The sequence below is a fragment of the Bradyrhizobium sp. 482_C4_N1_8 genome (genome assembly GCF_052075965.1).
GTDB lineage: Bacteria > Pseudomonadota > Alphaproteobacteria > Rhizobiales > Xanthobacteraceae > Bradyrhizobium > Bradyrhizobium barranii.
Window position 1 is genome coordinate 6917142 of sequence record NZ_CP197231.1, and the last position, 13644, is coordinate 6930785.

The window sequence follows — 13644 nt, forward strand, 5'->3', positions numbered from 1 at the left end:
TCGGGCGAGCTTGCCGATGAGGAAAGCGAGATGCCCGTGCCGAGCGATCTGAGCGTGAGGAGAGACGCGTCGTCTCGCCGCCGCAATCGCTTTGGCCCGTGGCTCGCGCTCGCAAGCGTGCTCTCGGTGCTCACGGTCGCTCTTGCCCTCGCCTACTGGGTCTGGCAGCCGGCGACGCTACGCATCGCGGTCGGGCCAGCCGGCAGTGACGACCAGGCGCTGATTGCGGCCGTGGCGAAGGCGTTCGACGCCAGGGGTGGCGCGGTGCGACCCGTGCCGATCGAGACCGACGGCACACTGCAAAGCCTCAATCTGCTCGGCGCCGGCAAGGCCGACCTTGCGGTGGCTCGCGGCGACTCCGCCATGCCGGCCGACACCAATTCGGTGGCGATCCTCCGGCGGAATTTCGTGGTGTTGTGGGCGCCAGCGGCGCGCAAGGGTGCCGCCAGGCCGAAGATCATGGAGATCGCCTCCCTCACCGGGCGCCGCATCGGTGTCGTCGGCCTTGGCGATGCCAATCTCAATCTGCTCCGTGTCATCCTCGCCGAGTCAGGCGTCAATCCGCAGAAGGTCACGATCGCACAGTTCGGTATCGACCGCATCTCCGAGATGGCCCAGGACTCAACGCTCGACGCCTTCATGATGGTGGGCGCACTCGACGACAAGGCGATCGCAAGCACGATCGCCACCACCGCACGCCTGCGCGGCGAGCCCAAGTTCCTGTCCGTCGACGTCTCCGACGCCATCGCAGAGCGGCATCCGCTCTACGAATCCGAAGAAATTCCCGCGAGCGCATTTTCCACGACGCCGCAGCGGCCGGACGACAAGATCGACACCATCGCCGTCAATCATCTGATCGTCGCGCCTGCTTCATTGTCCGAGGACACGGTCGCTGCCTTCACCCGCGAGCTGTTTACGGTCCGTCAGTCGCTCGTGAAGGACTTGCCCGGCGCCAGCCACATCCAGAAGCCTGACACCGACAAAGACGCCGCGCTGCCGGCCCATCCGGGAGCTGCCGCCTATATCGACGGCAACGAGCGCAGCTTCATGGACAAGTACAGCGACTACATCTGGGGCGTGGTGCTGCTGCTCTCGGGCTTCGGCTCGGTGGCCGCGTGGCTGCGGCACTATCTGCGGCGCGAGGAGCGCAGCGAGAACGCGCTGCATCGCGACCGCCTGCTCAACGCGATCTCGAGCGTGCGGGAGGCGACGTCGCTCGACGATCTCGCGGCGATGCAGAGCGCAGCCGACGACATCCTGCGCGAGACGCTGGCCTGTCACGAGGACGGCGCCATCGAAGACGGCGACCTCACCGCCTTCGGTCTCGTGCTGGCGCAATTCCATCAGGCGATCGTCGACCGCCGGGCCGTGATCGCCCAGATGAGCGATGCCGACGTCGCCGCGAAACCCGATGGCGGCGTGCTTCAGCCGTTCCCTATTTCCACGGCTGCACGATGATCTTGGTGTGCGCCTCAGGATTGGCGAGATCAGCGAACGCCTTTGCGACGCCGTCGAGACCGACCTCGGCGGTGACCATCGCCGCCGCATCCACCTGCCCTTCCGCGATCAGGCGCAGTGACGCTGCGAACTCATCCGGCGTGTAGCCGAGCACATATTGGACATTGAGCTCCTTCATGATGCCGAGCATGGGTTCGCTCCTGTCGGTCTCCATGCAGACGCCGACCACCACGATGCGCGCATCACGCGGGGCGCCCTCGAACACCTGCTGCAACAGGCCGGGCACGCCGACACATTCGAAGATGATTGCGGGCTTCAGTGCCGGCAGCATGGCCTGCAACGGCGGGCGCGCCGCCTTCTCGGCCTCCGACATCTGCGCGTGCTCGGCCCAGGTCGCATAGGGCTGCGTCACCCTGGGATCGACGACGATATCGGCCCCCAGCTTTGCGGCCAGTGCACGCCGCGCCGGCGAATAGTCGGCAGCAACGATCGGATGCAGACCCTTGATCCTCAGCGCGGCGATCACCGCGAGCCCGACCGGGCCGCAGCCGATCACGAGCGGCACCTCGCCGCCACGGATGTTGGCTTTCGCCACGGCGTGGACGCCGACGGCGAGCGGCTCGGTTAGCGCCGCATGTTCGGGCGCGAGACCATTGGGCACCTCAAGCAGCAGGGGCTCGCTGAGCAGCATCGCCTCGGCATAGCCGCCGATATTGTCGTTGGAATAGCCGATGCCCTCGATGCCCTGCGGCGTCACGAGCGCCGGCAGCGAGCAGACGCGGGTGCCGGGCTTGAGCTTGCGCGCGGCTCCGGGACCGTAATCGACGATCTCGCAGCAGAACTCATGCCCGAACACGACGTCGCGGGCGAGATCCATCGGCTTGCGGCCGGTCTTCCTCGCCATCTCCACCATGCGGGGGGCATGCAGGCGCGCGTGAAGGTCGGAGCCGCAGATGCCGCAGGCGAGCGTCCTGACCAACACCTGGCCGGGGCCCGGCTTCGGCTCGGCCATCCGGTCGACGACAATCTCACCGTTCCTGAAAATCGCAGCGCGCATCCGGCTCCTCCCGTGTTGTTGGAACCGTTGATAGCACGAAGCGGGACACGCGAACTTGCGTCAGGGGTTCGGGGAACGCTCTTCCAGCACCAGCAGCTGGGCGCGGCGGATGCGCTCGCGATGGGCGATGTATAGACCGCTGGCGACGATGAAGGCAGCGCCAGTGACGGTCCAGACGTCAGGCACTTCGCCGAACAGGAAGAAGCCCAGAATGCTGACCCACAGCAACTGCGTGTACGAGAACGGCGCCAGCACCGAGGCATCGCCGTAGCGATAGGCCAGCACGATGATCCACTGGCCCACGGTCGACGCGACGCCGATCACGATGCCGAGCCCGATCGCGGTCCAGTTCGGCGTCACCCAGACGAACGGCACCATCAGGCTGAGGATCGCAACGCCCGTGAGCGCCGAATAGGCCATGGTGGTGAGGACGGCTTCGCGCCCGCTCATCATGCGCGTCAGGATCAGCGCAGCGGCCCAGCAGAATGCCGAGATGATCGGGAAGAACGCGGCGGCGTGAAACGCATTTGAGCCCGGACGCAGGATGATCATCACGCCGATGAGACCGATCGCGGTCGCGATCCAGCGGCGCATGCCGACCTTCTCGCTCAGGAAGATGATCGACAGCGCGGTGACGAACAGCGGCGAGACGAAGCCGGTGGCCGAGGCTTCCGCGATGGGGAGGAAACGGAGACCGGTGATGAAGAACAGCGAGGAGCCGAGCAGCGCGACGCCGCGCATCAATTGCAGGCCGAGGCGATCGGTGCGCATCGCACGCAGCGGCGAGCCCGGCAGCATCACCGGCGTGAACATCAGCGCGAACGTGACGAAGCGGATCCAGGTGATCTCGATCGACGGCAGGCTCGTCGACAGATACTTTGCGGTGACGTCGGAGCAGCCGAGGAATACCGTCGACAGCAGCACCAGCGCGATGCCCTTGAAGGGATGATCGACGCGCGCAGGCGCGCGGCGAGCCTCCTGCTTCTTCTCCGGCACGGGCATGGGAATACTGTCGAGCCTTGCGGCTGCGGCGGGCGGCGGTGTCACGGCTGGAACCTGGGAAAACTACGATTCGGGAACGATCGTAAAAAACGACAAATGCGCCGCTTTCACAACTTCTGAAAACAGGATGCCGATATGCGCTGACGACCCCGCGCGTCAATACTCCATTAATAATAGGCGTTTGTGCACTACAACATGGGCAGACTGCGCGGCTTCGGACCGCGCGGAAACGCCGCATCGAGCGCCGAAATCTCCTCTTTCGTCAGCACGAGATCGCCGGCCGCCGCATTCTCGCCGGCATGTTCCGCGGACGACGCCTTCGGGATCGCGAACACCGTAGTTGCACGGGTGAGGAAGCTCAGCGCGACCTGCCGCGGTGTCACACGACGCGCCTCCGCGATGCGTGCCAGCACCGCGCCTCCCTTGCTGTTGCTTGCGGGAAAATCGTCGTGGCCGAACGGAGAGTATGCAACGACAGCAACGCCACGCTTCTCGCACCACGGGATCACCGCATGCTCGATCGCGCGCTCCTTCAGATGATAAAGCACTTGATTGCAGGCGATGCGGCCTTCGCCGGAGACGTCGAGAATTTCGTCGAGATCGTCGGCGTCGAAATTGGAGACGCCCCAGGATTTGATCTTGCCGGCCTTCACCAACTCTTCGAACGCGGCAACCGTGTCCTCGAGCGGATAGGAACCGCGCCAGTGCAGCAGATAGCAGTCGAGACGATCGGCCTTCAGCCGCTTCAGCGAGCGTTCGCACGCCGTGATGGTGCCGCCGCGCGAGGCGTTGCTCGGCAGCACCTTTGAAACCAGGAACACTTCATCGCGGCGGCCTGCGATCGCATCGGCGATGACGAGCTCGGCATCGCCGTACATCTCGGCGGTGTCGATGTGGGTCATGCCGAGATCGAGCCCGCGCTGAAGCGCCGCGATCGCGCGCTTGCGGTCGCCATGGTCGAGATACCAGGTGCCCTGCCCGATGACGGAGACGTTCGCGCCGGTCTTGCCGAAGGGTTTTGCGTTCATGTCAAAGCTCACAGTCCGCTGATATCCGCAACCAGCACGCTGCCGGTCCCTGACTCCGTGATATAGAGCCGATCTTTCTTGACGCCACCGATGGCGACATTGGTGCAGCTCGGACCCGCGCAGGACTTGATCCGCGCGATCAGCTCTCCGTTCGGCGCGAACACGAAGACGTGGCCGAGCGAGGCGTGGCCGACGAACAGGCGACCGGCCGCGTCCATGGTCATGCCATCAGGACCGCTGGTGCCGAACAGCGAGCAGAAGCGGCCGACCTTCGACACGCTGCCGTCCTTCATGAACGGCAACCGCCACACCGCGTTGTCGCGCGTCATGGCGACGAACAGCACGGTTTCGCTGGGATCGAGCACCAGGCCGTTCGGGCTGATGCCGGTGTCAACAAGGCAATCGAGCCGGCCGCTTGGCGTCAGGCGATAGACGCGGCCGCTTGCGTCGTGCAGACCGGTCTGGCCCTGATCGGTGAACAAGATGTCGCCGTTGGAGGCGAGATGCAGATCGTTGCAGCCACGGAACGATTCTGAATTGCGCGCGGTCAGGATGGGCCTGATGCGCCCCGCCCCGGCGTCGAGCTCCATGATGCCGTGCATGTAGTCGGCCACGAGGATGCGGCCGTCGGCGGCGATCTTCAACCCGTTCGGCCAGCCCTCATATTCGATCACGAGCGACCACCCGCCATCAGGCGCGATGCGGAAGATGCGGCCGAAGGGAATGTCGACGATATAGAGGTTGCCGTCTTTGTCGAACGACGGCCCTTCGATGAAACTATCGGTCGGCACACCCGGCCGGTTGGCCTCGGCCCAATCGGTCCGCACGCCCTTGCGGCGGAATTGGTCGGGCATGGCGGAGAAGATCTTGGTTTCGATCAGGCGCGGCGGCGTTTCCAGGTACATCATTGTTGTTTTTGTGCATGTGGAGGGGGATCGCGGCAACATAGGGCACAATCGCGGGCGCGTCGATTGGGCGAAGGGCATGGCTGCGTCCACGTCACTCTCTGTCCCGGACGCGCTGCAGCGTGAAACGCCGCTGCGCAGAGCCGGGACCCAGAAAGGCCAAACACTCTGCTGTGAGATGGGTCCCGGCTCTGCAGCGCATCACTTCGTGCTGCGCAGCGTCCGGGGCACGAGACCGTCTCCCAGTCTGGAGAGATCCCCTACCCCGCAGCCGCCGCGACCTTCGCCTGCTTCGCCGGCGCCACTTCCGTCGTCGCGATCAGCTGCTTCAGCTCAGGGATACATGACCCGCAATTGGTGCCGGCCTTGAGCTTGGCGCCGATCTCGGCCGCCGTGCGCGCGCCGCTCGCGATGGTGTCGCAGATGGTGCCGCGGCCGACGCCGAAGCAGGCGCAGACGATGGGGCCGGTCGAGGCCGCGCCCTCCGTCGATTTGCCTGACAGCAGCATGCGGCGCTGCTCGTCGGTGACGTGATCGGCCACGAACAGACTCTTCACCACCTCCCAGTCGCCGGCATCATGCGCGGGGCCGACGAACAGGCAGGTCTCGATGCGGTCGCCCGCGAACGAGGCCGCGCGATAAACGCCGCCGCCGAAGTCGCGATAGTCGGCGACGTCCTCGCCGGCGACACCGTCGAGCCAGGCCGGCCAGCGCGACAGATCCGCATTGTCGGCGAAGAGATAGCCGAAGCCACCCGCAACCGTGACACGCGTCCACATCAGGTTCGGCGGCAGATCGAGCTGTTTGCGCGACAGCGCAAAGCCGCGGAAGACGTATTCATAAGGCGCGATCGCCGCCGGCGTGGCTTTCGACTCCGGCTGGCCCGAGAACGGATCGGTGAAGGACTGCACGAGCGCCCCGACGCGGCCGTGCGAGGCGTTCATCGCGCTCCAGTGGATCGGCGCGAACAGCGTGCCGCGCTGCTGACGGTCGCTGACGACGACCTTCAGGATGCACTGGCCGTAATCGGTGGTGATGCGGGCGTAGCCGTCATGCGCGATGCCGTGTTTGCTGGCATCATCCGGATGGATCTCGACGAACGGCTCCGGCAGATGCGCGCCGAGACGCTGGCTGAGACCCGTGCGCGTCATGGTGTGCCACTGGTCGCGGATGCGTCCCGTGTTGAGCCGCAGCGGGCGCGACGGTCCGGTCTCGCCGCGCAGCGCCGGCACTTCCGGCGCGACGAAGCGGCCTTTGCCGTCATTGGTGAAGAAGCCGCCGCTCGCGAAGAAGCGCTCGCCGGGCGCCACTCCTTCGCGCGCCGGCCACTGCACCGGCTTCAAGGCGTCGAAGGCCTCGTCCGAGAGCGCGGTCAGCGCGCCGATGTCGAAATCGCGGCTGCCGTCGTTCTCGAAAGCAGAGAGCGCGGCATGCTCGCGGAAAATATCGGCGGCGGATTTGTAGTTGAAGCTGTCGCCGAAGCCGAGCCGCTTTGCGGTCTCGCTCAGAATCCACCAGTCCGGCCGCGCCTCGCCCGGCGCCGGCAGGAACGAGCGCTGGCGCGAGATGCGGCGTTCGGAGTTGGTCACCGTGCCCGACTTCTCACCCCAGGCGAGCGCCGGCAGCAGCACATGCGGCCCAGCCTCGACCGTGTCATTGGAGAGCACGTTCTCGGAGACCACGAACAGCTCGAGCTTCTTCAGCGCCTCACGCACGACGTCCGCGTCCGGCAATGACACCGCCGGGTTGGTGCCCATCACCCACAACGCCTTGACCTCGCCGCGGTTGATCGCCTCGAACAGCTGCACCGCCTTCAACCCTTCATGGGTGGCGATGCGCGGCGCCTTCCAGAACCGCCTGACACGGTCGATATCCGGCGGTGTAAAGTTCATATGCGCGGCGAGCTGGTTTGCGAGGCCGCCGACCTCGCGGCCGCCCATCGCGTTCGGCTGGCCGGTGAGCGAGAACGGCGAGGCGCCCGGCTTGCCGATGCGCCCCGTGGCGAGATGGCAGTTCAGGATCGCGTTGACCTTGTCGGTGCCCTGCGCCGACTGGTTGACGCCCTGCGAATAGAGCGTGACGACGCGCTCGGTGTCGCGGAACATCTTGAAGAAGGCGGCGACGTCCTGTTCGGACAGGCCCGTCGCCAGCGCGGTCGCGGTGACACTGCCGGCGATGTTGCGCGCGCGCGCCAGCGCGTCATCGAAGCCCGACGTGTTCTGCGCGATGTAATCCTGGTCCAGCGCGCCATTGTCGGCGAGATGGACGAACAGGCCGGAGAACAAGGCGGTGTCGGTGCCGGGCTTGAGGCCGAGGAACAGATCGACGTCGCTCGCCGTGTCGGTACGGCGCGGATCGATCACGATCATGCGCGCGCCGCGCTCCTGCCGGTTCTTCAGCATGCGCTGGAACAGAACCGGATGACACCAGGCCGCATTCGAGCCGACGAACACGAGGAGATCAGCCTGGTCGAGATCCTCGTAGCAGCCGGGCACGGTGTCGGCGCCGAAGGCGCGGCGGTGGCCCGCGACCGAGGACGACATGCAGAGCCGCGAATTGGTGTCGACATTGGCCGTGCCGACAAAGCCCTTCATCAGCTTGTTGGCGACGTAATAGTCCTCAGTCAGGAGCTGGCCCGAGAGATAGAACGCGACCGCATCGGCGCCGTCGCGCGCCACGATGTGTTGCATGCGATGGGCGACGTGGTCGAGTGCATCGCTCCAGGCGACGCGTTCGAGCACGCCCTTGCAGCGGATCATCGGATAGAGCAGCCGGCTCTCCAGCCCGACGGTCTCGCCGAGCGCCGAGCCCTTCGAGCACAGCCGGCCGAAATTGGCGGGATGATCCGGATCGCCCGCGATCGCCGCGCCACCGTTGCCGTCGGGCGTCGCCAGCACGCCGCAGCCGACGCCGCAATAGGGACAGGTCGTCTTGGTGGCGCGGAGCGTGGGATCGATCGCCGTCATATCGAGCTGCCTTATCAAGCCGCCTTGGAAGGACGCGCCAGAGCGCGGCCGAACATCATGTCGGTGCGGATCGCCGCCACCTTGTCGCGATTGCGGATCAGCTCGAGATACCAGAGCGCATCGACGGTATCGCCGATCAGGACCGCGCCGGTGAGCCGGCCGTCGGCGATGACGAGCTTCTTGTAGGTGCCGCGCCTGCGGTCTGACAGCACCAGGCTCTCGCTGCCGTCCCCGCCCATGAAATCGCCGGCGGAGAAGACGCTGACGCCGGACACCTTCAGATTGGTCGAGACCACGCTGCCCTGATAGGCGGCGGGACGTCCGGCGAGATGTCGCGCCAGCACGCGCGCCTGCTCGTAAGCGGGCTCGACCAGGCCGTAGCAGGTGCCGCGATGCTCGGCACATTCGCCGAGCGCGTAGATGTCGGGCGAGGCCGTCTGCATCTCGTCATTGACGACGATACCGCGGTTGACCGCGATGCCCGCCTCTTTGGCAAGCGCCACATTCGGCCTGATGCCGGCGGCGAAGATCACGGCATCCGCCTCGATGCGCGTGCCGTCGGCAAGCTCGACGGCTTCGACATGTCCGTCGCCGTGAATGCGGGCGGTGGAGGCATTGAGCAGGATGCGGATACCCTTGCGCTCGACCAGCGTCTTCAGCAGGTCGGCCGCCGGCAGATCGAGCTGGCGCTCCATCAGCCGGTCCATCAGGTGCAGCAGCGTCACCGGCGCGCCGGCTTTCGCAAGGCCATAGGCCGCCTCTAACCCGAGCAGGCCACCGCCGACCACGACGACGCGCTTCTTCGCCGCAGCGAGCGTCAGCAGCAGATCGACGTCGCGCGTATCGCGAAAGGTGTGCACCCCGGTGAGATCGGCGCCCGGCACGTTGAGCCGCAGCGGCGTCGAGCCGGTGGCGAGCACGAGCTTGGAATATTCGACGCTCTCTTCACCTTCGATCTTGAGTTCGCGACGGCCGGTGTCGATCTCGGTGACGCGATAGCCGTAGCGCACGGTGACGCCGCGATGGCGCCACCAGTCCGCCGGCCTCAGCTCGATCTCGTGCGAGCCGGTCTCGCCGGCCAGCACGGAGGAGAGCAGCACGCGATTGTAAGCGAGCCGCGGCTCTTCGCCGATCACCGCGACCGCGTAGCGGCCGAGCGAGGTCTTGGCGAGCTCGTCGACCAGACGCGCGGCCGCCATACCGTTACCGACGATGACCAGCGGTTCACTCACAAGGCATCTCCTATTCGGCGGCCTGCGCCTGTGCGCCATAGGCCTCGGAAATCATGTAGCCGGACAGGACGCCATAGGCGTCGGTCCAGGCCGTGGCGAGTTCGGGTGTCCAGGCCTCGCCGAGGCCCTTCTCGAGGGTCCAGAGCAAGGTCGCGCCGACCACCGGATAGTGCTCAGCCTTGGCGCCATAGGCGACGTGACGCTTGGCGAGCGCCGAGGCCGCGGGAAGAATCGTTTCGAGCTTCGACAGTCCGCCGACGACGGCGGCGAGCATGCCCATCAGCTTCTTGCGCTGCTCGGTCATGTCCTCGGGAAACATCGCGCGCACGGACGGCGCCACCTCGAACAGGCGATCGTAGAACAGCACCGCGGCCGCCTCTGAAATCGGCGCGACCTTGGAAAAGCTCTGCTGGACGAGGGTGATCTGTTCTGAAGTCATGATGTTCTCCTGTCTGTTTCGGTCTGCCTTTGTCCGCGCCATTGCGAACAAGGTTCATGGGTCAAACGTCATCAGAGAGTCTTCTCCCCGCGTACGGGGAGAAGCGACATTCGTGCCAAACTCAGACTCGCGCTTCCGCGAGGCTTGACGCGCCCTCACCCTGCGGGCTGCGACGCAGGTAGAACCACCAGGTCAGTCCGAGGCAGGAGGCGTAGAAAGCGAGGTAGATCGCGAGCGCGAGCGAGGGACCACCGGTCATGGCGATCGACTTGCCGAAACCGGTCGGGATCAGATAACCGCCGACTGCGCCGATCGCGCCGATGAAGCCGACCGCCGCACCGCTCTCGATGCTCGCGGTCTTCAACGCCGCCGCGCGCGCCGCATCGCCCTTGCCGCGCACTCTGAACAGGTTCTGCTCGCGGAAGATCGAGGGGATCATGCGGTAGGTCGAGCCGTTGCCGATGCCCGTCGTCACGAACAGGATCAGGAACATCGCAAGGAAGCCGGTGAAGTCCTTGTGCCCGACGAAGTAGAGCACGCCGACGGTGGCGCCCGCCATCGCGATGAAATTCCAGAAGGTGAGGATGGAGCCGCCGATCTTGTCGGCGAGCAAGCCGCCGAGCGGTCGCGACAACGAACCGACCAGCGGCCCGAGGAACGCGATCGAGATCGAGATCGCCGGAAACTGCGTCTTGATCAGCAGCGGGAACGCCGCCGAGTAGCCGATGAAGGATCCGAACGTGCCGATATAGAGATACGCCATGATCCAGGTGTGCTTGCGCTTGACCACGGCAAGCTGGTTCGTGATCGACGACTTGGCCGTGGTCAGGTTGTTCATGAAGAACACCGCGCCGAACACCGCGATCGCGATCGGCAGCACCCACATCAGGCCTGCGTTCTGGAGGAAGATGCCGTCGACGGGGGACGCCTGGAACAGGTTGATGACCGCGAGCGTCATCAGGATCGGGGTCAAGAGCTGCACGCTGGAGACGCCGATATTGCCGCCCGCCGCGTTCAGCCCCAGCGCCCATCCCTTCATCCGGTCAGGGAAGAAGAAGGAGATGTTGGTCATGCTGGAGGCGAAATTGCCGCCACCGAGACCCGCGGTCGATGCGATCAGCAGCATCAGCCAGAACGGGGTGTCGGGCTGGCCGACGAAGTAGGCGAGCGACAGCGTCGGGATGAACAGGACAGCCGCGCTGAAAATTGTCCAGTTGCGGCCGCCGAAGGTCGTGACCGCGAACGTATAGGGGAAGCGCATCAATGCGCCGATCAGCCCGGGCACCGCGACGAGCTGGAACAGCTGGTCGGTGGTGTAGTGGAAGCCCGCCTGCGGCAGCTTGGTGGTGACGATGCTCCAGATCAGCCACACCGAGAAGCCGATATGCTCGGCCACGATCGACCAGATCAGGTTACGCCGGGCGATCACTTTGCCGCCCGCATTCCAGAACGCCTCGTCTTCGGGGCGCCAATCAGAAATCCACGTCGGATTTCGAGTCGGATTCGTCGTCATTGATAATCCCTTCTTGGCTCACCGCTGCGTCGTTGCAGGCTCAGCCTCCACGCGGAGGCGCGCGCCGAGGCCATGCCCCGGTGGCGAGTTCACGATGCTGATTGATGATGTTGAGGGACGTCGTCGTTGGCGTCGGAAAAGGTATTTCAATTTCCGTGCCAATTGCGCGCATACGGGAAATACAGGGAATTCAGGAGCTTGTTCGCATTGCCCGAAGTTCTTGCAGGCGTATTTCGCTCGCAAATTTAGCGGTTCGCTCAATCCTTGTGCGGCGCACAAGGATTGAGCGAGGTGTCGATTATTTAGGCGCGCTTATCATCCACGTTAAACCTTGGTTTACGCGGCCTCGACGAAGCGATGACGCTCGTAGAGGAACTCGAGCACGCGGTGGCGGCACTTCAAATAGGTGGAGTTGGTCGCGAGATCGAGCCGCTTGCGGGGACGTGCGAGCGGCACCTCCAGCACCTCGCCGATGCGCGCACTCGGCCCGTTCGTCATCATGACGATGCGATCGGATAGCAGCACCGCCTCGTCGACGTCGTGGGTGATCATCAGGATGGTGTTGCCGAGCTTCTGATGCAGCGCCATCACCGAGTCCTGCAGATGCGCGCGGGTCAGCGCGTCGAGCGCGCCGAACGGCTCGTCGAGCAGCAGCACCTTCGGTTCCATCGCCAGCGCACGGGCGATGCCGACGCGCTGCTTCATGCCGCCGGAGATTTCCGAGGGACGCTTGTCCCTGGCGTGGGCCATCTGCACCAGGTTGAGATTGTGCATGACCCAGGCGTCGCGTTCGGCGCGGGACTTGGTCTTGGCAAAGACCTTGTCGACGCCGAGCTTGACGTTCTCGTAAACGGTCAGCCACGGCAGCAGGCTGTGGTTCTGGAACACCACCGCGCGATCGGGACCCGGCGAGTTGACCTCGCGGTTCTCGAGCAGCACGCCGCCGGTTGTGGCGCCGGTCAGGCCTGCGATGATGTTGAGCAGGGTCGACTTGCCGCAGCCGGAATGGCCGATGATCGAGACGTATTGTCCCTTCTCGATCGTCAGATTGATGTCCTTGAGCACCTCCGTGCTGGCGGCGCCGCGGGTAAAGACCTTGTCGATGTGGTCGAGCTTCAGATAGGCGGTCATGTGCCCTTCTCCCTCAGTTCTGCGCCGTGCCGCGGGTGACGATCTTGCCGATGCCCGCGATCAGGCGGTCGAGCACGAAGCCGACGATGCCGACATAGAACAGCGCCAGGATGATCTCGCTGATATGCGAGGAGTTCCAGGCGTCCCAGATGAAGAAGCCGATGCCGACGCCGCCGATCAGCATTTCCGCGGCGATAATGGCGAGCCATGACAGGCCGATGCCGATGCGCAGGCCCGTGAAGATGTAGGGCGCCGCCGCTGGGATCATGATCTTGCCGAAGAACTCGAGCGGATTGAGCTGCACCACCGCGGCGACGTTGCGGTAGTCCTGCGGGATGTTGCGGATGCCGACCGCGGTGTTGATGATGATCGGCCAGATCGAGGTGATGAAGATGACGAAGATCGCCGAAGGCTGGCCGTCGCGGAACGCCGCGAGCGACAGCGGCAGCCAGGCGAGCGGCGGGATGGTGCGCAGCACCTGGAACAGCGGATCGAGCCCGCGCATCGCCCAGACCGACTGCCCGACCAGCACGCCGAGCGCGATGCCGGCGATGGCCGACAGCGAATAGCCGAGCGCGACGCGCTGGAGACTGGCGGAGAGATGCCAGAACAGGCCCTTGTCGATGCCACCATGATCGAAGAACGGATCGAGGATCAGTTCCTTGGTGTCCTTGAACACCCGCGACGGCGGCGGCAGCGCCGAGCCGGCGCGGCGGCACACCAGCTCCCACACCAGCGTCAGCAACGCGATCACGACCAGCGGCGGAATCACGCGCACGGCGGTCTCCCTGGCGATGCGGGCGTAAGTCTCGGCGCGCGGCGGACGCTTGAGCGTCATCGCGACGACCGGCGCGGCGGCACCCGCAGGCGTTGCGGTCTCAACCTCAATCTTCGTGGCAGGCATGTTCATTGA

At 65.3% G+C, this 13644-nt stretch carries 11 protein-coding genes; 1 reads left to right on the top strand and 10 read right to left on the bottom strand.

Features of this window, described 5'->3' with window-relative positions:
• Positions 1-30 precede the first annotated feature (30 nt).
• Positions 31-1458, top strand: coding sequence for a TAXI family TRAP transporter solute-binding subunit (locus AB7Z56_RS32820; protein WP_063984787.1), 1428 nt, complete (start codon positions 31-33; stop codon positions 1456-1458).
• On the opposite strand, the gene AB7Z56_RS32825 is transcribed toward AB7Z56_RS32820, so the two are convergent.
• The 10 genes from AB7Z56_RS32825 to ntrB form a co-directional block, all read right to left on the bottom strand.
• Complete coding sequence (locus tag AB7Z56_RS32825; RefSeq protein ID WP_231144401.1) at positions 1436-2515, bottom strand: zinc-binding dehydrogenase; 1080 nt, start codon at positions 2513-2515, stop codon at positions 1436-1438. The genes AB7Z56_RS32820 and AB7Z56_RS32825 overlap by 23 nt on opposite strands.
• Positions 2516-2575: 60 nt before the next feature.
• On the bottom strand, positions 2576-3517 hold the full coding sequence (locus AB7Z56_RS32830; protein WP_187388086.1) for a DMT family transporter: 942 nt from the start codon (positions 3515-3517) through the stop codon (positions 2576-2578).
• A 188-nt stretch (positions 3518-3705) separates the two neighbouring features.
• Complete coding sequence (locus AB7Z56_RS32835) at positions 3706-4545, bottom strand: aldo/keto reductase (RefSeq protein ID WP_063984789.1); 840 nt, start codon at positions 4543-4545, stop codon at positions 3706-3708.
• A gap of 8 nt (positions 4546-4553) precedes the next feature.
• Positions 4554-5450, bottom strand: coding sequence for an SMP-30/gluconolactonase/LRE family protein (locus tag AB7Z56_RS32840; RefSeq protein WP_063984790.1), 897 nt, complete (start codon positions 5448-5450; stop codon positions 4554-4556).
• A 260-nt stretch (positions 5451-5710) separates the two neighbouring features.
• The gene (locus AB7Z56_RS32845) at positions 5711-8416 is read right to left on the bottom strand and encodes a nitrate reductase (protein ID WP_063984791.1); all 2706 of its coding nucleotides are present in this window, start codon (positions 8414-8416) and stop codon (positions 5711-5713) included.
• A 14-nt stretch (positions 8417-8430) separates the two neighbouring features.
• Positions 8431-9648 (bottom strand): NAD(P)/FAD-dependent oxidoreductase, encoded by a 1218-nt coding sequence (locus tag AB7Z56_RS32850; RefSeq protein ID WP_071915934.1) that lies wholly within the window; start codon positions 9646-9648, stop codon positions 8431-8433.
• A 10-nt stretch (positions 9649-9658) separates the two neighbouring features.
• Positions 9659-10087, bottom strand: a complete 429-nt coding sequence (locus tag AB7Z56_RS32855) for a globin family protein (RefSeq protein WP_063986572.1) — start codon at positions 10085-10087, stop codon at positions 9659-9661.
• Between the two features lie 121 nt (positions 10088-10208).
• The gene (locus AB7Z56_RS32860; RefSeq protein ID WP_063984793.1) at positions 10209-11600 is read right to left on the bottom strand and encodes an MFS transporter; all 1392 of its coding nucleotides are present in this window, start codon (positions 11598-11600) and stop codon (positions 10209-10211) included.
• A 336-nt stretch (positions 11601-11936) separates the two neighbouring features.
• Positions 11937-12731 carry an ABC transporter ATP-binding protein gene (locus AB7Z56_RS32865; RefSeq protein ID WP_063984794.1) on the bottom strand — a complete coding sequence of 265 codons (795 nt, stop codon included), beginning with the start codon at positions 12729-12731 and terminating at the stop codon, positions 11937-11939.
• A 13-nt stretch (positions 12732-12744) separates the two neighbouring features.
• Positions 12745-13641: a nitrate ABC transporter permease gene (ntrB, locus tag AB7Z56_RS32870; RefSeq protein WP_063984795.1), complete on the bottom strand. Its 897-nt coding sequence runs from the start codon at positions 13639-13641 to the stop codon at positions 12745-12747.
• Between the last annotated feature and the right edge of the window lie 3 nt (positions 13642-13644).